18 protein-coding genes are annotated in these 19,071 nt (G+C 64.9%); 8 read left to right on the top strand and 10 right to left on the bottom strand.

Annotated features, from left to right (window positions below; genetic code table 11):
* Positions 1-57 precede the first annotated feature (57 nt).
* From atpD to FJ414_RS21995, 6 genes are all read right to left on the bottom strand, one after another.
* Positions 58-1,638, bottom strand: a complete 1,581-nt coding sequence (gene atpD / locus FJ414_RS22020) for a F0F1 ATP synthase subunit beta (RefSeq protein WP_140646481.1) — start codon at positions 1,636-1,638, stop codon at positions 58-60.
* A gap of 65 nt (positions 1,639-1,703) precedes the next feature.
* Entirely contained in the window at positions 1,704-2,588 is an 885-nt protein-coding gene (locus FJ414_RS22015) for a F0F1 ATP synthase subunit gamma (protein WP_140646479.1), read from the bottom strand.
* Between the two features lie 34 nt (positions 2,589-2,622).
* Entirely contained in the window at positions 2,623-4,152 is a 1,530-nt protein-coding gene (gene atpA / locus FJ414_RS22010; RefSeq protein WP_140646477.1) for a F0F1 ATP synthase subunit alpha, read from the bottom strand.
* Positions 4,152-4,712 carry a F0F1 ATP synthase subunit delta gene (locus FJ414_RS22005; protein ID WP_140646476.1) on the bottom strand — a complete coding sequence of 187 codons (561 nt, stop codon included), beginning with the start codon at positions 4,710-4,712 and terminating at the stop codon, positions 4,152-4,154. Before FJ414_RS22005 ends, atpA begins: the two co-directional genes overlap by 1 nt.
* 235 nt (positions 4,713-4,947) lie before the next feature.
* The gene (locus FJ414_RS22000; protein WP_140546140.1) at positions 4,948-5,343 is read right to left on the bottom strand and encodes a DUF4345 family protein; all 396 of its coding nucleotides are present in this window, start codon (positions 5,341-5,343) and stop codon (positions 4,948-4,950) included.
* A 95-nt stretch (positions 5,344-5,438) separates the two neighbouring features.
* Entirely contained in the window at positions 5,439-6,134 is a 696-nt protein-coding gene (locus tag FJ414_RS21995) for an aspartate/glutamate racemase family protein (RefSeq protein ID WP_140646474.1), read from the bottom strand.
* 65 nt (positions 6,135-6,199) lie between these two features.
* On the opposite strand from FJ414_RS21995, the gene FJ414_RS21990 reads away from it, so the two are divergent.
* Both FJ414_RS21990 and FJ414_RS21985 read left to right on the top strand, forming a co-directional pair.
* Entirely contained in the window at positions 6,200-6,442 is a 243-nt protein-coding gene (locus FJ414_RS21990; RefSeq protein ID WP_140646473.1) for a type II toxin-antitoxin system Phd/YefM family antitoxin, read from the top strand.
* Entirely contained in the window at positions 6,439-6,894 is a 456-nt protein-coding gene (locus FJ414_RS21985; protein ID WP_140646471.1) for a type II toxin-antitoxin system VapC family toxin, read from the top strand. The genes FJ414_RS21990 and FJ414_RS21985 overlap by 4 nt, the downstream gene beginning before the upstream one ends.
* Positions 6,895-6,905: 11 nt before the next feature.
* Here FJ414_RS21985 and FJ414_RS21980 read toward each other — a convergent pair whose 3' ends face one another.
* Positions 6,906-9,089, bottom strand: coding sequence for a primosomal protein N' (locus tag FJ414_RS21980; protein WP_140646470.1), 2,184 nt, complete (start codon positions 9,087-9,089; stop codon positions 6,906-6,908).
* Between the two features lie 90 nt (positions 9,090-9,179).
* On the opposite strand from FJ414_RS21980, the gene fsa reads away from it, so the two are divergent.
* Positions 9,180-9,836, top strand: coding sequence for a fructose-6-phosphate aldolase (fsa, locus tag FJ414_RS21975; protein WP_140646469.1), 657 nt, complete (start codon positions 9,180-9,182; stop codon positions 9,834-9,836).
* Positions 9,837-10,216: 380 nt separating this feature from the next.
* On the opposite strand, the gene lptE is transcribed toward fsa, so the two are convergent.
* Together lptE and leuS are read right to left on the bottom strand one after the other, a co-directional pair.
* On the bottom strand, positions 10,217-10,798 hold the full coding sequence (lptE, locus tag FJ414_RS21970) for an LPS assembly lipoprotein LptE (protein WP_140646467.1): 582 nt from the start codon (positions 10,796-10,798) through the stop codon (positions 10,217-10,219).
* A complete protein-coding gene (gene leuS, locus FJ414_RS21965; protein ID WP_140646465.1) occupies positions 10,785-13,412 on the bottom strand; it encodes a leucine--tRNA ligase in 2,628 nt (875 codons plus the stop codon). Before leuS ends, lptE begins: the two co-directional genes overlap by 14 nt.
* A gap of 290 nt (positions 13,413-13,702) precedes the next feature.
* On the opposite strand from leuS, the gene FJ414_RS21960 reads away from it, so the two are divergent.
* The 3 genes from FJ414_RS21960 to FJ414_RS21950 all read left to right on the top strand — a co-directional run bounded on the left by FJ414_RS21960 (position 13,703) and on the right by FJ414_RS21950 (position 16,088).
* Entirely contained in the window at positions 13,703-14,365 is a 663-nt protein-coding gene (locus FJ414_RS21960; protein ID WP_140646463.1) for a YggS family pyridoxal phosphate-dependent enzyme, read from the top strand.
* Between the two features lie 134 nt (positions 14,366-14,499).
* A complete protein-coding gene (locus FJ414_RS21955) occupies positions 14,500-14,904 on the top strand; it encodes a hypothetical protein (protein WP_140646461.1) in 405 nt (134 codons plus the stop codon).
* Positions 14,905-15,038: 134 nt separating this feature from the next.
* A complete protein-coding gene (locus FJ414_RS21950; protein WP_140646459.1) occupies positions 15,039-16,088 on the top strand; it encodes an aldo/keto reductase in 1,050 nt (349 codons plus the stop codon).
* Between the two features lie 58 nt (positions 16,089-16,146).
* Here the strand turns inward: FJ414_RS21950 and FJ414_RS21945 are convergent, their stop codons facing one another.
* Positions 16,147-17,052, bottom strand: a complete 906-nt coding sequence (locus tag FJ414_RS21945; protein WP_140646457.1) for a LysR family transcriptional regulator — start codon at positions 17,050-17,052, stop codon at positions 16,147-16,149.
* A gap of 123 nt (positions 17,053-17,175) precedes the next feature.
* Between FJ414_RS21945 and FJ414_RS21940 the strand changes: the two genes are divergently transcribed.
* Both FJ414_RS21940 and FJ414_RS21935 read left to right on the top strand, forming a co-directional pair.
* Positions 17,176-18,363 carry an MFS transporter gene (locus FJ414_RS21940; RefSeq protein ID WP_140646455.1) on the top strand — a complete coding sequence of 396 codons (1,188 nt, stop codon included), beginning with the start codon at positions 17,176-17,178 and terminating at the stop codon, positions 18,361-18,363.
* A 40-nt stretch (positions 18,364-18,403) separates the two neighbouring features.
* Positions 18,404-19,071: aldo/keto reductase (locus FJ414_RS21935; protein ID WP_246672474.1), on the top strand; the 668-nt coding region annotated here is incomplete at its 3' end.

Here is a 19,071-nt window from a genome sequence, read left to right as displayed (position 1 = left end):
CCGCCCGGATCACACCGCTATTCTCTACTCACTACTCACTACTCCCTATTCGCTTTCCTATGCCGCTTCAGCCGCGAGGCGCTGTGCCTTCTCGACCGCCTCATCGATGCCGCCGACCATGTAGAAGGCGGCTTCCGGCAGGTGATCGTAGTCGCCGGCGCAAAGGCCCTTGAAGCCCTTGATGGTGTCGGCGAGGTCGACCAGCTTGCCCGGCGAACCGGTGAACACTTCGGCGACGAAGAACGGCTGCGACAGGAAGCGCTCGATCTTGCGGGCGCGGGCCACGGTCTGCTTGTCCTCTTCCGACAGCTCGTCCATGCCCAGGATGGCGATGATGTCCTGCAGCGACTTGTAGCGCTGCAGGATCGACTGCACCTGGCGGGCGACCTGGTAGTGCTCCTCGCCGACGACCATCGGGTCGAGCATGCGCGAGGTGGAATCCAGCGGATCGACGGCCGGATAGATGCCCTTTTCCGAGATCGCGCGGTTCAGCACGGTGGTGGCGTCGAGGTGGGCGAACGATGTCGCCGGCGCTGGGTCGGTCAAGTCGTCGGCCGGAACGTAGATGGCCTGCACCGAGGTGATCGAGCCCTTGGTCGTCGTCGTGATGCGTTCCTGCAGCGCGCCCATGTCAGTGGCCAGCGTCGGCTGGTAACCCACGGCGGAAGGAATACGGCCGAGCAGCGCCGACACTTCCGAGCCAGCCTGGGTGAAGCGGAAGATGTTGTCGACGAAGAACAGCACGTCCTGGCCCTGGTCGCGGAAATATTCGGCGACGGTGAGGCCGGTCAGGCCGACGCGGGCGCGCGCGCCCGGCGGCTCGTTCATCTGGCCGTAGACAAGTGCTGCCTTCGAGCCCTGGCCGCCGCCCTTCTTGTTGACGCCCGATTCGATGAACTCGTGATAGAGGTCGTTGCCTTCACGGGTGCGCTCGCCGACGCCGGCGAACACCGAGAAGCCGCCATGCGCCTTGGCGACGTTGTTGATCAGTTCCTGGATCAGCACGGTCTTGCCGACGCCGGCGCCGCCGAACAAGCCGATCTTGCCGCCGCGGGCGTAAGGCGCCAGCAGGTCGAGGACCTTGATGCCGGTGACCAGGATCTGCGCTTCCGTCGACTGGTCGACATAGGCCGGAGCCGGCTGATGGATGGAGCGCAGTTCGACGCCGTCGACTGGGCCTTCCTCGTCGACCGGCTCGCCGATGACGTTGATGATGCGGCCGAGCATGCCCGGGCCGACCGGGACCGAGATCGGCGCGCCGGTGTCGAAGACGTCCTGGCCCCGGACCAGGCCTTCGGTCGAGTCCATGGCGATGCAGCGCACGGTGTTCTCGCCGAGATGCTGGGCGACCTCAAGCACCAGGCGGTTGCCGACATTGTCGGTTTCAAGCGCGTTCAGAATGGCCGGCAGGTGATCTTCGAACTGCACGTCGACGACGGCGCCGATGACCTGGCGGACCTTGCCGGCGGCGCCGACGCGCTCGGCCGCAAAGGCCGGCGCGTTGGCGGTCGCTGCCGCCTTGGCGGGGGCTGCTGCCTTGGCCGGAGCGGCCGCCTTCTTGGCCGGAGCGGCCTTCGTCGCCGCTTTGGGGACCTCTGCCGCCTTGGCGGCGGTCTTCGGGGTAGCTGCTTTCGCCATCGTCTTTGCCCTTTTCGTCTATCCGTTGTTCACGCCGTCCGCCGGGTGTCCCGCGCGGCGCGCGATTAGAGCGCCTCGGCGCCCGAAATGATCTCGATCAGTTCCTTGGTGATCTGCGCCTGCCGCTGGCGGTTGTAGGTGATCGACAGCCTGTTGATCATGTCGCCGGCGTTGCGCGTCGCATTATCCATCGCGCTCATCTTGGCGCCCATCTCGCCGGCCGCGTTTTCCAAAAGCGCGCGGAAGATCTGCACGGCGATGTTGCGCGGGATGAGGTCGGAGAGGATCTCGCCCGGCTCCGGCTCGTATTCGTAGACAGCGGTGGCGCCGTTGCCCGTTTCGGCGACGGCCGAAGCCTGTGCCGCCGGGATGATCTGCTGCGCCGTCGGGATCTGGCTGATCACCGATTTGAACTGCGAATAGAACAGCGTGCAGATGTCGAAGCCGCCCTCGTTGAAGAGGTGGATGATCTTGCGCGCGATCGCATCGGCATTGACGAAGCCGAGTGTCTTGACCTCGCGCAGGTCGACGCGTTCGAGGATCATCGAAGCGTAATCGCGCCGCAGGATGTCATAGCCCTTTTTGCCGACGCAGATGATCTTCACCTGCTTGCCGTCGGCGAGAAGCCGGCGGATGTGGTCGCGGGCGAGGCGCGCGATCTGCGAGTTGAAGCCGCCGCACAGGCCGCGCTCGGCCGTGCAGACGATGAGCAGATGCACATCGTCCCTGCCGGTGCCGGTCATCAGCGCCGGGGCATCGCCGCCGCCGCCGATCGCCTGGGTGATGTTGGCCAGAACCGCGCCCATGCGCTCGGAATAGGGGCGCGCCGCTTCCGCCGCTTCCTGCGCGCGACGCAGCTTCGCCGCGGCGACCATCTGCATCGCCTTGGTGATCTTCTGCGTCGCCTTGACCGAGGCGATACGGTTACGAAGGTCTTTTAATGAAGGCATGCTTCAAACCTGATCCCGTGCGTCCGGCTTGTTGTTAGGCGAAGGTCTTGGCGAAGGCGTCGATCTCGGCCTTGAGCTTGGCGCGCAAATCGTCCGACAGCGCCTTCTCCTTGCGGATAGCGTCGAGCACGTCCTTGCCGGCCGAGCGCATGTGGCTGAGCAGGCCATGCTCGAACTTGCCGACCTGGTTCAGCGGCAGCTTGTCGAGATAGCCGTTGACGCCGGCGAAGATCACCGCGACCTGTTCCTCGACCTTGAGCGGCGAGAACTGCGGCTGCTTGAGCAACTCGGTCAGGCGCGAACCGCGATTGAGCAGACGCTGCGTCGCCGCGTCGAGGTCGGAGCCGAACTGCGCGAAGGCAGCCATTTCGCGATACTGCGCGAGCTCGCCCTTGATGGAGCCGGCGACCTGCTTCATCGCCTTGATCTGCGCCGAGGAGCCGACGCGCGACACCGACAGGCCGACGTTCACCGCCGGGCGGATGCCCTGGAAGAACAGGTTGGTCTCGAGGAAGATCTGGCCGTCGGTGATCGAGATCACGTTGGTCGGGATGTAGGCCGACACGTCGTTGGCCTGCGTCTCGATGATCGGCAGCGCGGTCAGCGAACCGTTGCCGTTGTCGTCATTGAGCTTGGCGGCGCGCTCGAGCAGGCGCGAATGCAGGTAGAAGACGTCGCCCGGATAGGCTTCGCGGCCCGGCGGGCGGCGCAGCAGGAGCGACATCTGGCGGTAGGCGACGGCCTGCTTCGACAGATCATCGTAGCTGATCAGCGCATGCATGCCGTTGTCGCGGAAATATTCGCCCATGGTGCAGGCGGTGAACGGCGCCAGGAACTGCATCGGCGCCGGATCGGACGCGGTGGCGGCGACGATGATCGAATATTCGAGCGCGCCGCGCTCTTCCAGCACCTTGACGAACTGCGCGACGGTCGAGCGCTTCTGGCCGACGGCGACGTAGACGCAGTAGAGCTTTTCCTTTTCGGGGCCGTTGTCGTGCACCGACTTCTGGTTCAGCATCGTGTCGAGGATGATGGCGGTCTTGCCGGTCTGGCGGTCGCCGATGACCAGCTCGCGCTGGCCGCGGCCGACAGGGATCAGCGCGTCGATGGCCTTGAGGCCGGTCGACATCGGCTCATGCACCGACTTGCGCGGGATGATGCCGGGCGCCTTGACGTCGACACGCTTGCGTTCGGTTGCCTTGATCGGGCCCTTGCCGTCGATCGGATTGCCAAGCGCGTCGACGACGCGGCCGAGCAGGCCCATGCCGACAGGCGCGTCGACGATGGCGCCGGTGCGCTTGACGGTGTCGCCTTCCTTGATGTCGCGGTCGGCACCGAAGATGACGACGCCGACATTGTCGGCTTCGAGGTTCAGCGCCATGCCGCGGATGCCGCCCGGGAACTCGACCATCTCGCCGGCCTGGACGTTGTCGAGGCCGTAGACGCGGGCGATGCCGTCACCGACGGACAGAACCTGACCGACTTCGGAGACCTCGGCCTCCTTGCCGAAATTCTTGATCTGGTCTTTCAGAATTGCGGAAATTTCCGCGGCGCGGATGTCCATCAGCCGACCTCTTTCAGTGCAAGCTTGAGCGAATTGAGTTTGGTTTTGAGCGACGTATCGATCTGGCGCGAGCCCATCTTGACGATCAGCCCGCCGAGCAGCGACGGGTCGACGGTCATGGCGATGGCCACGTCCTTGCCGGCGATGCCTTTCAGCGCCGCCTTGAGTTCATCCTGCTGCGCGGTCGTCAGCGCATGCGCCGAGGTGACCTCGGCGGACGTCTCGCCGCGATGGTCGGCGGCGATCCGGCGGAACGCCTTGATCATGCCGGGCACCGCGAACAGGCGGCGGTTCTTGGCCACGACGCGCAGGAAATTGCCGACCAGGCCGGTGATCTTGGCCTTGTCGGCGATGGCGGCAATGGCCTTTGCCTGGTCCTCGCTGGAAAACACCGGGCTGTTGATCAGCCGCGAGAGATCGTCGCTGTCATTGAGCATTGCCTCGAAGCCGCCGAGGTCGGCCTCGACCTTGGCGACTGAATTGTCCTGCAGCGCGAGCTCGAACAGCGAGCCTGCGTAGCGTTCGGCGACAGCTGAGATTGGCGATGACGATTGGGCCACGGACCGTCTTTTCTCTTGTCTGACAGGCCGCAGATTGTTGGCGCGAGCGAAAACTCTGGCTAAATCTTTGACCTTACTGCATTTTTCCAAGCACGGAGGCGCGGCTTCCGCTATCCCCGGTCGAAAGTCGATTGCCGTCTAGCACAGGCTTTTTAAGACCGCAATGCATCGTCCGGCATGGTTTTCAGGCACTTTTGTCGCATCAGGCGGCGAAGGCCAAGCTCAAGCGTCGAATTCACGGAACGAAGCCGAAGGCAAAGGCCAGCGGCAGCGCCGCCAATGCCAATTCAACCACGATCGAAACCCAGTTGAAAGGGGTGTTGGCGCCGTCCGACATCATCGACAAGAGCCTGCCGAAGGCGGTGAACAGCCAGGAGAAGCCCAGCGCCATGTAAAGCAGCGGCTGCGCCAGGAGGATGCAGCACAGGCTGACGCCGAGATAGAAGCCCGACATGCGGCCGCGTCCTTCGGCGATCGCCGCCGCTTTCTCAGGCCTTGGCTGCAGGCGCAGCGCGCGAAAGGCAAGCCCCGGCGCCAGGAACAGGAACAGGCCGAGGGCCAGGGTCACGACGGCGCTCGACCAGGCCAGCCATTCACCCTGGCTCGCGGGCCACGGAAACGCGAAGTCCATAAAATCCCCCTCGTATTTCTTGTTCTGAAACACCGGCATTCTAGCGAGGGAATGAAACCGCGCCAGAGGATGGCGGGCACATTAGGTACAGCGCATCAAGCGAGCGCGAAATCGACTGCGGCCTCGGCATGGATCCGCGTCGTGTCGAACACCGGAACGTCGAAATCGCCCTGGCCGATCAGCATGGTGATCTCGGTGCAGCCCATGATGACGCCGTCCACGTCGTCGGTGCGCCGCATCCGGCCGACTTCGTCGAGATAGGCGGATTTCGATTCGCCTTTGACGACGCCCTGGCAAAGCTCGTCATAGATCACCCGGTGCACCATGTCGCGGCCGGCCTGGTCCGGCACCACCGGCTGGAGGCCGTATTTGTCGGCAAGCCGACCCTTGTAGAAATCCTGCTCCATGGTGAAGCGCGTCGCGAGCAGCGCCGGCCGCCTCACGCTGGCATCGACGACGGCATGCGCCGTGGCGTCGGCGATATGGATAAGCGGGATCGATATGGCCGCCTGCACCGCGTCGGCGAGCTTGTGCATGGTGTTGGTGCAGATCAGCAGGCCCTCGGCGCCGCCCGCCTCCAGCCTGCGCGCGGCTTCAACGAGAAGGACGCCGGCGCCTTCCCAGTCACCGACATGCTGCCGTTCGGCGATCTCGGCGAAATCGAACGACCACAGGAGCAGCTTCGCCGCGCGCAGGCCGCCGAGCCGTTCACGCACGATCTCGTTGAGCAGGCGGTAATAGATCGCGGTCGATTCCCAGCTCATGCCACCGATGAGGCCGAGGGTTTTCATGATAGCGCTGTCCTTTCCTCAGCAATTCCTATATTATGACTACATGAGACCACAAGGAGGTTGCTGTGAAAACAATGCAAGTTCGGGAAGCCAAGGCAGGGTTCTCGGCGCTCGTCGAGGCCGCGGAGGGCGGCGAGCCCACCATCATCACAAAGCATGGTAAGCCAGCAGCCGCCATCGTTTCGGTCGAAGACTTGCAAAAGCTTTATCCGGTCGAGCGTCGAAATTTCGGGGAATTCCTTCTGACCTATCCGGGAGGAATCGAGTTTGAAAGGAATGAGTCGCCGTCGCGGGATATCGACCTTTGAGCGGCTATCTCGTGGATACTTCCATCTTATCGGCATTCGCGCCTGGAAGGCCGCCGCTTGCAAAAGACGTCGCCACCTGGATCGTGACCCAAGGTGCAAAGCAGGCACTCTTCATACCGGTTATAGCGATCACTGAAATCGAGAAAGGCATATGCAAGCTGGCCCGCGCCGGGGCCACAAAACGCGCCGAGGGTCTCACTGCCTGGCTCAATGAAACCATTGAAGACTTCGCTGATCAGATTCTAGAGGTCAATGCCGATATAGCGCGAAGGGCGGGTCAAATGGAGGAGGCAGCCTCTGCACAAGGGAAGAATCCCGGTCTAGCAGACATATTGATCGCGGCCACGGCGGCAACCAACGAGCTCACCGTGATAACTGCAAACATCAGGCATTTTGAGGCGCTTGGTGTTTGGTGTTGGAATATACTGCAAGACCCGCCGAGCGACGATTAGTCACCCCATTCTTACAAAAAGCTCTGCGGGTCGATGTCGACCTGCACCCTGACCGAGCCGCGCGGCTTCGGCCCGTCGGCCAGCATGGCGCGGATGAAGCCTTGCATGTCGGCGCGCCGCTCGCCCTGAATCAGCAGGCGGAAACGGTGACGCCCGCCGATCAGCGACAACGGCGCTTCGGCCGGCCCGAGCACGAAGAGGTCGGAAGCCTGCGGCGCCGCGCGCCTTAACCCCCGCGCATGGCTCTCCGCCTCGCCCCGTGTCGCGGCGCTGACGATGATGCCGGCGAGCCGTCCGAAGGGCGGCAGCGCCGCCCGTTCGCGCTCGGCGATCTCGCGCTCGTAAAAAGCTTCCGAATCGCCGGAGACGATCGCCCGCATCACCGGATGGTCCGGCTGGTAGGTCTGTAAGAGGCCGAGGCTCTTCTTGCCGGTGCGGCCGGCGCGCCCCGTCACCTGGCTGAGCAGCTGGAAAGTGCGCTCGGCGGCGCGCGGATCGCCATTGGCGAGCCCGAGATCGGCGTCGACCACCCCGACCAGCGTCATGCCGGGGAAATTGTGACCCTTGGCGACGAGTTGCGTGCCGATGACGATCTCGGCCTCGCCATTGGCGACGGCCTCGAGTTCGAGCCGCAGACGGCGCACGCCGCCCAGAAGGTCGGACGAAAGCACGATGGTGCGGGCTTCGGGGAAATGCGCCACCACCTCCTCGGCGATGCGCTCGACGCCGGGGCCGCAGGCCACCAGATGGTCGAGCGTGCCGCATTCGGGGCATGCCTCGGGCCGCCGCTCATTATGGCCGCAATGATGGCAGACGAGTTGGCCGCGAAACCGGTGCTCGACGAGCCAGGCCGAGCAGACCGGGCAGCCGAAGCGATGGCCGCAGACCCGGCAGAGCGTCAGCGGCGCATAGCCGCGCCGGTTGAGGAAGAGCAGCGACTGCTCCTTCCTCTCCAGCGTGCGCTGCATCTGCTCCAGCAAGACCGGCGACAGGAAACCGCCGCGCGCCGGCGGCGAGCGCCGCATGTCGATCGACTTCAGGTCGGGGAGCGCCGCCTCGGCGAAGCGCGACGACAGCACCGCCCGGCCGTAGCGGCCCTGGCCGGCGTTGACCCGGCTTTCCACCGACGGCGTCGCCGAGGCGAGCACGACCGGGAAAGCACCGATATGGCCGCGCACCACCGCCATGTCGCGCGCATTGTAGAAGACGCGGTCCTCCTGCTTGTAGGCGGGATCGTGCTCCTCGTCGACGACGATCAGGCCGAGTTCCTTGAACGGCAGGAACAGCGCCGAGCGCGCCCCGGCGACGACGCGCACGCCGCCCTCCGCAACCTGCCGCCAGACGCGTTCGCGCATCCGGGGCGGCAGGTCGGAGTGCCACTCGGCCGGCTTGGCGCCGAAGCGATCCTGGAAGCGTTCCAGGAAGGCGTGGGTAAGCGCGATTTCCGGCAAAAGGATCAGCACCTGCCTGCCCTTGTCGAGCGCAGCCGCCACCGCCTCGAAATAGACTTCCGTCTTGCCCGACCCGGTGACGCCGTCGAGAAGGGTGACATTGAAAGTATCGGCCGCGATTGCCGCGCGCAGCTTCTCCGCCGCAACATTTTGGTCCGGCATCAGCTCCGGCACGGCATGGCTGGTATCAGGCGCCGCCACCACCGGACGCGGCGGGATCATCACCGTCTCGAACACGCCCTGTGCCCGCAACCCGTCGATGACGGTCGAGGACACGCCCGCGGCATGCGCCAGCCCCGAGCGCGTCCAGGCAAGTCCGCCCTCGGCCGTCTCCAGCACGCGCCGGCGCGCATCCGTCAACCGGTCCGGTTCGGCCAGCGTGCGCTGCAGCCCTTCGATCCACTGCTCCGGGTCGAAAGCCTCGGGGGCCCTGAGCAGCATGCGCGCCACCATGCCGGGAGCCGACAGCGTGTATTGCGCGATCCAGTCGACGAAGCGGCGCATCGCCCTATCGATCGGCGGGCAGTCGAACACCTCCTCGATCGGCCGCAGTTTCTTCGCATCGACGGTTTCGACGGCGCCATCCCAGACGATGCCCGCGACTTGGCGCGGCCCGAGCGGCACGCGCACGATCGAGCCCGGCACCACGCGCATGCCCGGCGGCACGGCATAGGTGTAGGGCCGTTCGGCCGGCATCGGCACCAGCACGGGCGCGGCTGCGACAAAGGGCGAATCTTCCATCATCAGGCGTGACCTTGCCCTGACTTTGGTCTAGATCAAAGGGGACCCTCGCATCTGCCTGGCTGGCGCCCGGCAATCCCCAAGGAGACCGCCATGAAATTTTTTGTCGACACCGCTGACATCAAGGAAATCAAGGAGCTCAACGATCTTGGGCTGCTCGACGGCGTCACCACCAACCCGTCGCTGATCCTGAAATCGGGTGGCAAGATCATCGACGTCACCAAGCAGATCTGCGACATCGTCGAGGGTCCGGTTTCGGCCGAGGTCGTGGCGACCGAGTACGAGGACATGATGGCGGAAGCCAAGGTGCTGGCCAAGATCGCGCCGAATATCGCCATCAAGGTGCCGCTGACGCTGGACGGGCTGAAGGCTTGCAAGACCATCCGCACCGAGATGAACCGCATGGTCAACGTGACGCTCTGCTTCTCGGCCAACCAGGCGTTGCTGGCCGCCAAGGCCGGCGCCTCCTTCATCTCGCCCTTCGTCGGCCGCATCGACGACACCGGCTCGGACGGCATGGAGCTGATCTCGGAAATCCGCACCATCTACGACAATTACGATTTCAAGACCGAGATCCTGACCGCCTCGGTGCGCACGGTGAACCACGTCAAGCAGGCCGCCCTGATCGGCGCCGATATCGTCACCGCGCCGCCGGCGACGCTGAAGGCGTTGGTCAATCACCCGCTGACCGACAAGGGCCTCGCCGCCTTCCTCGCCGACTGGGCCAAGACCGGCCAGAAGATCGGCTGAGGCCGGAACAGTTCCAGGAAAAGTATGTAACGATTTTCCGTCTGGGAATTGCGCAAGGCAAAAAGTAGCGAAGAAGGCCGGCAACCGGCCTTTTTCGTGGCAAAGTGTCTATGCCTTGGCAAGTCACATGCCTTGGCGATTGGCCGGGACGCCTATCGCGATCGTCATCCACGGGCGGAGCAAGGAGCGAAGCGACGCGCGCAGGCCCGAGGATCCATTCCGTGACATACTAGCGTCGCAACGGTGCAGAAATTCTGCTCCGCTGCACCTTCGGGCCGAGGTAACGGAATGGATCCTCGGGTCTACGCGACGCCGCTTCGCGGCTGCTCCGCCCTAGGATGACGAAGTTCGGAAGGCTTCAGCCAATCCCCGGCGAGGAACTAGGCCCTTTTGCCGTGCTTGGCCAGGTCCTGCGCGATCGACAGCCGCAGAAGGTCGGCCAATTCGCGCGCGGCGCGGTTCTCCGCGTCGATCTGCGCGCGGTAGGCTGCGAATTCCTGGCGCGGCCGGTCGAAGGACGACGGGATAGAGCGCTTGCCGACGGCAATCACCGTGTTGGTCGCGGTGTCCCGCAGCACGTAATTGGCGGTCAGCGTGACCGTGCCCGCCGTCGGCTCGTCTTCCTGGGTCTGCACCTGCACGATGGCCGCCGATTCGACGAGCTCGGTGACGCCGAGATCGAGCGTGTAGGCCGGCGAGGCCGGCTCGCCCGAGCCTTGCCCGAAGGCGAAGATCAGATTGTTGCGCACCTGCTGCGCGTAGCGGGTATTGACCGGCTTGATCGAGATCGAGCCGAGCTCGGCGGACGCGCTGAGCCGCGATCCGGGCGACAGCGGCTGGTTGGAATAGAGCGGCCGCACGGTGCAGGCCGAGACCAGCGCGAGCGCGGCGACCATGCCGCAGACCGCCAAGCGGCCGCGCAGGCGGGCCGCTTCTGACTTCACCGGATCAGGCAACGACATTGACGATTCTCTGCGGCACGATGATCACCTTGCGCGGGGCCTTACCTTCCAGTGCTTTTTGCACGAAGTCGAGGGCCAGCACCGCTTTTTCGACGGCACCTTGATCCGCGTCGCGCGCAATTGTCAAATCCCCCCGCTTCTTGCCGTTGACCTGTACCGGCAGCACGATCTCGTTGTCGACGACCAGAGCAGGATCGTAGACCGGCCAGGGCCGTTCGGCGACCATCTCGCCGCCGCCGAGTTCCTGCCAGCACTCTTCCGCCAGATGCGGCATGACGGGCGCGATAATATGCACCAGGATCTCCACCGCCTCGCGGCAGGCGCCTTTCAGCGGGGCATCGGCCTTGCCCTCGGCAACGTCGGCAAGCGGCGTCGCCAGCGCGTTGGCCAGCTCGTAGATACGCGCGATCGCCCGGTTGAAGCCGAGCTTCTCGATATCGTCGCCGACCGCCTTCAGGATCTTGTGCGCGGCCTTGGACACGGCGCCCGCCTCGCCATCCGTCGCCGCCGCCGGTTTCACACCGGCAAGCTGCTCGGCCGCGATCTGCACCAGGCGCCAGACGCGCTGCACGAAGCGGTGCGCGCCCGCCGCACCGTCGTCGGTCCATTCGACGTCGCGCTCCGGCGGCGAGTCCGACAGCATGAACCAGCGCGCGGTGTCGGCGCCGTAGCCGTCGGTGATCTCTTCGGGGCTCACCGTGTTCTTCTTCGACTTCGACATCTTCTCCAGCGCGCCGACCGTCGCCTCCTCGCCGGTGGCGATCTCGACGGCGCGGCGCTTGCCGCCCACGTCCTCGAGCCTGACCTCGCTTGGCGACAGCCAGCGTCCGTTGTTGGACGGGCCGCCGACGCGGTAGGTCTCGTGCACGACCATGCCTTGCGTGAACAGGCCCTTGAACGGCTCGGCCAGATCGAGGTGACCGGTCTCGCGCATGGCGCGGGTGAAGAAGCGCGAATAGAGCAGATGCAGGATCGCGTGCTCGATGCCGCCGATATACTGGTCGACCGCCAGCCATTCGTCAGCCGCTTTCGGCTCGGTCGGCTCGTTCGCCCAGGGCGCGGTGAAGCGCGCGAAATACCAGGACGAATCGACGAAGGTGTCCATCGTGTCGGTCTCGCGCCGCGCATCGCGGCCGCATTGCGGACATTTCACATGCCGCCAGGTCGGGTGCCGGTCGAGCGGATTGCCCGGACGGTCGAACTCGATGTCGTCGGGCAGCTTCACCGGCAGGTCGGCCTTCGGCACCGGCACGACGCCGCAATGCTCGCAATGGATCATCGGGATCGGGCAGCCCCAGTAGCGCTGGCGCGATATGCCCCAGTCGCGCAGGCGGAAATTCACCTTGCGTTCCGCCATCGGCCGGCCGCCGATCGTCTTTTCTTCCAACAGCTTCGCGACTTCGTTGAAAGCCTTCTGCGGCTTCATGCCGTCGAGGAAGCGCGAATTGATCATCACGCCATCGTCGACATAGGCCTCCTCGATGATCTGGAAGGTCTTTGCGTCGGCGTCTTCCGGCATCACCACCGGGATCACCGGCAGGCCGTATTTGTTGGCGAAGTCGAGGTCGCGCTGGTCGCCCGACGGGCAGCCGAAAATGGCGCCGGTGCCGTATTCCATCAGCACGAAATTGGCGACATAGACCGGCAGCGTCCAGTTCTCGTCGAACGGATGGACGACGCGTATGCCGGTGTCGAAGCCCTTCTTCTCGGCCGTCTCCAGCGCTGCCACCGAGGTGCCCATGTGGCGGACCTCGTCGATGAACTTGGCCAGCTCGACATTGGTCTCGGCGGCTTTTCTCGCCAGCGGATGGTCGGCGGCGACCGCCATGAAGGAGGCGCCGAAGATGGTGTCGGGCCGGGTCGTGTATACTTCCAGTTCGTTCATGTCGCCGACCGGCGCCGCCAGCGGCCACCGGATCAGCAGCCCTTCCGAGCGGCCGATCCAGTTGTGCTGCATCAGCTTGACCTTTTCCGGCCACTCTTCGAGCCCGTTGAGCGAGTCCAGCAGGTCCTGCGCGAAGTCGGTGATCTTGAAGAACCACTGCGTCAGCTCGCGCTGCTCGACCAGCGCGCCCGAGCGCCAGCCGCGGCCGTCGATGACCTGCTCGTTGGCGAGCACCGTCATGTCCTCCGGATCCCAGTTGACCTTGGAGGATTTGCGCGTCACCAGCCCCTTCTCGACGAAGTCGAGGAACAGCATCTGCTGGCGATGGTAATAGCCGACGTCGCAGGTTGCGAACTCGCGCGCCCAGTCGAGCGACAGGCCCATCATCTTGAGCTGCTCGCGCATGACCGCGATGTTTTCATAGGTCCAGTCCTTGGGGTGGACCTTGTTTTGCATGGCGGCGTTTTCGGCCGGCATGCCGAACGCATCCCAGCCCATTGGGTGCAGCACGTTGAAACCCTTGGCGCGCTTGTAGCGCGCCACCACGTCGCCCATCGTGTAGTTGCGGGTGTGGCCGATATGGATCTTGCCCGACGGATAGGGGAACATCTCGAGCACGTAATATTTCGGCTTCGGGTCGTCGTTGCGGGCCTCGAACAGCTTCTTTTCGGCCCAGGCCTTCTGCCATTTGGGCTCTGAGGTGCGCGGATTGTATCGTTCGGTTGCCATCGGATGTTTTTCACTTAAAAGCAGGTGCGCGGTGCTGGATTAAGGCGTGTTGATATTCAGGTCAGGCCGAGCCGAAAATGGCGGGTTCCGAGAACCGGAGCGGAGCGTACTTAAAGTACGTGAGCACCGGAAGCGCAGGAAACCGGCATTTGCAGGCCGGCATCACCTGAATATCGACACGCCTAGGCCGGCAGCCGAGACTATGTCGTCGCGGTGTTCACCATGGATTGCCGGACCCGTCAACTGCGGCGAGCCGGCGCGAGCTTTAAAACTATGGGCAGGATAGTGGCATGACGAGCGCCGTAGAGCAGCTTCACGCGGTCAAGGCGAGGATCGCGAGCGCCGAACGCGAGGCGAAGCGCCCGGCCGGCGCCGTCACGCTCGTGGCGGTGTCGAAGACCTTCGCGGCCGAGGACATCCGCCCCGTCATCGAGGCAGGCCACCGGGTCTTCGGCGAGAACCGCGTGCAGGAAGCGCAGGGAAAATGGCCGGCGCTGAGAGAGGCATTTGCCGATCTGGAGCTGCATCTGATCGGCCCGCTGCAGTCCAACAAGGCCAAGGAAGCCGTCGCTCTCTTCGACGTCATCGAGACCGTCGATCGCGAGAAGATCGCCGCGGAGCTTGCCAAGGAGATCGCCAGGCAAGGCCGCGCGCCGAAGCTGTACGTCCAGGTCAATACCGGCTCCGAGCCACAAAAGGCCGGCATCGAGCCGCGCGACGCGGTCGCCTTCGTCAAGCGCTGCCGCGACGTGCACGGCCTCGCCATCGAAGGCCTGATGTGTATCCCGCCGGCCGATGAGAATCCTGGCCCGCATTTCGCGTTGCTGGAGAAGCTCGCTCGCGAAGCGGCTGTCGCGAGGCGTTCGATGGGCATGTCCGGCGACTACGAAACAGCCGTCGCCTTCGGCGCGACCAGCGTCAGGGTCGGCTCGGCGATCTTCGGCAGCCGGTAGCAAGGAGCGCCTCAAGGAAGCGTAGGCCTTTCCTTGGGCCGACCGCGTCACACCACCGCATTGTCGCCTAGAATCCTGGCGCTAGCTCCGTGCACAGGAAGCAAGTGGCTCCTTTCATAGCAAAGGAGGTCCCTATGACCGCCACACGCCACAGCCAGCACACCATGCAAAACCGGCAAGTCTCCCGCGGACTGCACCGCTGGGTCTATTTCGCCATGATTGGACTTGCGGCCTGCTATGCGTTGTCGGCCTGGATCGGCTTCGCGGGCAGCGGCGCCGACGACTATTTGCTGTTCGTCGTAACTGGATTCATCGTCATGTCGGTCGTGCTGCCGGCGATCGCCGGCCGTGTCTGGCGCCATCACCGGATCAGCGCTGCCGGCAGACCCACGACGCTCGCCGACTGGATGGCAGGCGAGTTCGACACTGGCGATCATCCCGTGAAGGCCAGCACGGCGACGATCGAAATACTGCTGCCCCTTGCCGCCGTCGCATTCGGCATGACTGCCTTCGCGATCCTCGCTTTGGTGGAAAGCTGAGCGCCCTGGCAATCGTCACGATCTCGTTACCGACCCGCCAACCGGACGATATTCTTTGCGCCCGCGCTTGAAACGAAACGGTCCGTTCCTATTTCCCCGATGTCATTCAATCCTTTTCTTGGGGAAAGCTCACCATGCGCTATAACCAGCTTGGCAACACCGGCCTGTTCGTTTCCGAACTCTGCCTCGGCACAATGACCTTCGGCGCCGCCGGCCAGAATGCCCAATGGGGCCTGATCGCCAGCCTCGACCAGAAGGGCGTCAATGAAATTGTCGGCCGCTCGATCGCCGCCGGCGTCAATTTCTTCGACACAGCCGACGTCTATTCCTTCGGCCAGTCCGAGCAGCTGCTGGGACAGTCGCTCAAGGACATCGGCGTCAAGCGTTCGGACGTCATCATCGCCACCAAGGTGCATGGCGCCATGGGCAACGGGCCCAACGAGCGCGGCTCCTCGCGCGGCCACATCATGGATTCGGTCGACCGCAGCCTGGAGCGGCTGCAAACCGATCATATCGACCTCTACCAGCTGCATGGCACCGACACCGTGACGCCGATCGACGAGACGCTGCGCGCGCTCGACGATCTCGTCGCCAGCGGCAAGGTCCGCTATGTCGGCGTCTCCAACTGGCAGGCCTGGCGCATCGCCAAGGCGCTGGGCATTGCCGAGCGCAAGGGCTTTGCCCGCTTCGAGACGATCCAATCCTATTACTCGATCGCCGGCCGCGATCTCGAACGCGAGATCGTGCCGCTCATCAACGAAGAGAAGCTCGGCCTGATGGTCTGGTCGCCGATGGCCGGCGGGCTGCTCTCCGGCAAATACGGTCCCGGCGCGCCGGGCAACGGCGAGGGCCGCCGCGCTTCGTTCAATTTCCCGCCGGTCAACGAGGACCGCGCCTGGGCGGCGGTCGCCGGCATGCGCGAGGTTGCCAAAAAACACGATGTCGGCGTCGCCACCGTGGCGCTTGGCTATGTCCTGGCAAAGCCTTTCGTGATGAGCGTCATCATTGGCGCCAGCCGCATGGACCAACTCGAGCAAAATCTTGCCGCGACCGGTTTGAAGCTCGACGCCGACGACCTCGCCAGGCTCGATGAGGTGAGCGCGCTGCCTGCCGAATATCCCGGCTGGATGCTGGAGCGGCAAGGCGCCGGCCGGCGTCCGGCGCCGTTCGTGCCGAAGGCGTAATTCCGTTGGAGCAGACAGGTCAGAGCCGCGTGCCATTGGCGCGCGCCTCTTTCCTCATTCAGAGACGAACGGTCTCCGCGAGAAAGTCGAGGAAGGCTCGGACGCGGGCAGGCAGATGCTTGCCGTGACCGACATAGACGGCATGCGTCGGCTCCTCGTCGCCAGGATTGAACTCCTCGAGCAACGGCACGAGCAGTCCGGCGGCAATGTCGGGCTCGACATGCCAGCGCGCCAGCCGCGCTATGCCGGCTCCTGCCAGCGTCGTTCGCCGCATCGCTTCGCCGTCGGTGAGCGACATGTTTCCGACAATCGGCATGATGATCGATTTGCCTGTCGCATCGACAAAGGGCCAGCCCTCGATATGCCTGGCGAAGCCGAAGGCCAGCATGTTGTGGCGAGCGAGGTCGGACAATGCGCGTGGCGTGCCGCGTGCTTCAAGATACGCAGGCGACGCAACCAGGACCATCGGGCTCTGGCCGAGCTTGCGCGCAACCAGGCGTGACTCGCGTAGCGGCCCGGCGCGGATAGCGACATCGGCGCGCTCTTCCAGAAGATCGATCACACTGTCGGTCAGCACGGCTTCGACGAAAATCTCGGGATAATTCTCCAGGAAGCGCGGCAACAACGGCATCAGCCGGTGCTGGCCGAACGGCACATAGGAATTGACCCTGAGCCGGCCTCGCGGCGCTGCACCCGCCGCCGCTTCGCGCTCGGCCGAGTCGAGATCGGCGAGGATGCGCAGGCCGTTGTCATGGAAGGCAGCCCCTTCCGGCGTCAGCTGCAGCTTGCGTGTCGAGCGGCTGATGAGCCGTGCGCCAAGCCGCGCCTCAAGCCGCGCGATCAGCTTGCTCACCGCCGACGGCGTCATCCGCAGCGCCCGCGCCGCGGCCGAGAAGCTGCCCGCCTCGACGACGCGGACGAACACCTCGATCTCGCCGGAGCGGTTGATGTCGGGTCTCGCCATTCGTGAATCTATTTCACAGAAAATATGCCGGACGCAAGGCTGGTTCACAGCTTGGCGGATCACGATCTTCCGCCCGGGGCGCGGGACTTTGGGCGTCCCTTCCTGATCAACCGGACCGCAGCCATGCCTCTCGCTCTTTATGCCCTCACCGCCGGCGCCTTCGGCATCGGCGTCACCGAATTCGTCATCATGGGCCTGCTGCTCGATGTCAGCGCCGATCTCGGCGTCTCGATCTCGGCCGCGGGCCTGCTCATTTCCGGCTATGCGCTGGGCGTCGTCGTCGGCGCGCCGCTGCTTGGCGCCTTGACCGGCCGTCTGCCGCGCAAGACCCTGCTGCTTGCCCTGATGGTTGTCTTCACCGTCGGCAATCTCGCCTGTGCGCTGGCGCCCGACTACTGGACGCTGATGGCGGCGCGTGTGCTTACCGCCTTCGCCCACGCTTCCTTCTTCGGCGTCGGCTCGGTCGTCGCGACCAGCCTCGTCGCGCCCAACAGGAAGGCTTCGGCCATCGCGCTGATGTTCACCGGCCTCACCGTCGCCAACATCCTCGGCGTGCCGTTTGGCACCTGGCTCGGCCAGGCCTATGGCTGGCGCTCCGCCTTCCTCGCCGTCACGCTGGTCGGCGTCGTCGCCTTCGCCGTGATCGCATTGCTGGTGCCGCGCGACGAACCGGCCGCCACGGACGAGGCGGAAAGCGCCGAAGGCACGCTTGCCGTGCTCGGCCGCCGGCCGGTGCTGCTTGGCCTTTTGACCACGGTGCTGAGCTGGGTCGGCGTCTTTGCCGCCTTCACCTATCTGGCGCCGATCCTCACCCGCGTCACCGGCTTTTCCGAGGGAGCCGTGTCGCCGATCCTGCTGGTCTTCGGCGGCGGACTGGTCGCCGGCAACCTGCTCGGTGGACGCCTCGCCGACCGGCATTTGGTGCCGACGGTTATTGGCACTCTGGTCGCGCTGTCGGCGGTGCTGTTCCTCATGGCCGCGGCGATCCATCAGCCGGTCGCGGCGGTCGTCGCCGTCGGCCTGCTGGGCGCCGCCGCCTTCGCCACCGTCGCGCCGCTGCAGATGTGGGTGCTGGAGAAGGCCAAGGGCGCCGGCCAGGGCCTTGCGTCTTCCTTCAACATCGCCGCCTTCAATCTCGGCAACGCCATCGGCGCCTGGCTCGGCGGCTTCGTCATCGATCACGGCCCCGGCCTCGGCGCCGTCCCTCTCGTTGCCGGCCTGGTGCCGCTCGCCGCGCTCGGCGTGGTGCTCGTGGCGCTGCGCCTCGAACGCGGCCGCGCCATCGGCAAGCCGGTCACGGCGCAGGGCTGAGCGGCCGAATTCCGCCTTCGACATCCCAAGGAGAAAAATCATGGACTATCGACCTCTCGGCGCCTCCGGCCTGAAAGTGCCGGCGCTTTCCTTCGGCGCCGGTACCTTCGGCGGCTCCGGCCCGCTCTTCGGCCACTGGGGCAACAGCGACGCCAAGGAGGCGCGCCGGCTGGTCGACATCTGCCTGGAGGCGGGCGTCAATCTCTTCGACACGGCCGATGTCTATTCGAACGGCGCCTCGGAAGAGGTGCTTGGCGAGGCCATCAAGGGTCGCCGCGACGCGGTGCTGATCTCGACCAAGACGTCCCTGCCGATGGGCGACGGCCCGGCCGACTGGGGCTCGTCGCGGTCGCGCCTGATCCGCTCCGTCGACGTGGCGCTGAAGCGCCTCGGCACCGACTATATCGACCTCTTGCAGCTCCATGCCTTCGACGCCTCGACACCGGTCGAGGAGGTGCTGTCGACGCTGGACGACCTCGTGCGCCAAGGTAAGCTGCGCTATGTCGGCGTCTCAAACTTCTCCGGCTGGCAGGCAGGGGAATCGCATATGGCGTTTTTTGGGGTTGAGTTTAGGCTGAGAAAGGATTCTTTGGAGAGGCAGTTGAGCGAAGGAGCGACTGCCATTTCCTGTCTTGAGAGCTACTTTGGCGCGGTGCCTGATCCCCGCGCGCCCAACGCCACGCACCGGCTTGGCGACCTGATCGTGAT

The organism is Mesorhizobium sp. B3-1-6, from assembly GCF_006439555.1.
Taxonomy (GTDB): Bacteria; Pseudomonadota; Alphaproteobacteria; order Rhizobiales; family Rhizobiaceae; genus Mesorhizobium.
Note: the sequence above shows the minus strand (reverse complement) of the source record. Positions and strands in the feature narration are given on the sequence as shown.

Excerpts from the sequence above, each read along its gene's own strand:
- FJ414_RS21945 (WP_140646457.1), bottom strand. The coding sequence starts at position 17,052 with ATGGCGAGACCCGACATCAACCGCTCCGGCGAGATCGAGGTGTTCGTC.
- fsa (WP_140646469.1), top strand. The coding sequence starts at position 9,180 with ATGAAATTTTTTGTCGACACCGCTGACATCAAGGAAATCAAGGAGCTC.
- FJ414_RS22015 (WP_140646479.1), bottom strand. The coding sequence starts at position 2,588 with ATGCCTTCATTAAAAGACCTTCGTAACCGTATCGCCTCGGTCAAGGCG.
- FJ414_RS21940 (WP_140646455.1), top strand. The coding sequence starts at position 17,176 with ATGCCTCTCGCTCTTTATGCCCTCACCGCCGGCGCCTTCGGCATCGGC.
- atpA (WP_140646477.1), bottom strand. The coding sequence starts at position 4,152 with ATGGACATCCGCGCCGCGGAAATTTCCGCAATTCTGAAAGACCAGATC.
- FJ414_RS21955 (WP_140646461.1), top strand. The coding sequence starts at position 14,500 with ATGACCGCCACACGCCACAGCCAGCACACCATGCAAAACCGGCAAGTC.
- leuS (WP_140646465.1), bottom strand. The coding sequence starts at position 13,412 with ATGGCAACCGAACGATACAATCCGCGCACCTCAGAGCCCAAATGGCAG.
- FJ414_RS21980 (WP_140646470.1), bottom strand. The coding sequence starts at position 9,089 with ATGATGGAAGATTCGCCCTTTGTCGCAGCCGCGCCCGTGCTGGTGCCG.
- FJ414_RS21950 (WP_140646459.1), top strand. The coding sequence starts at position 15,039 with ATGCGCTATAACCAGCTTGGCAACACCGGCCTGTTCGTTTCCGAACTC.
- FJ414_RS21995 (WP_140646474.1), bottom strand. The coding sequence starts at position 6,134 with ATGAAAACCCTCGGCCTCATCGGTGGCATGAGCTGGGAATCGACCGCG.
- FJ414_RS22000 (WP_140546140.1), bottom strand. The coding sequence starts at position 5,343 with ATGGACTTCGCGTTTCCGTGGCCCGCGAGCCAGGGTGAATGGCTGGCC.
- lptE (WP_140646467.1), bottom strand. The coding sequence starts at position 10,798 with ATGTCGTTGCCTGATCCGGTGAAGTCAGAAGCGGCCCGCCTGCGCGGC.
- FJ414_RS21960 (WP_140646463.1), top strand. The coding sequence starts at position 13,703 with ATGACGAGCGCCGTAGAGCAGCTTCACGCGGTCAAGGCGAGGATCGCG.
- atpD (WP_140646481.1), bottom strand. The coding sequence starts at position 1,638 with ATGGCGAAAGCAGCTACCCCGAAGACCGCCGCCAAGGCGGCAGAGGTC.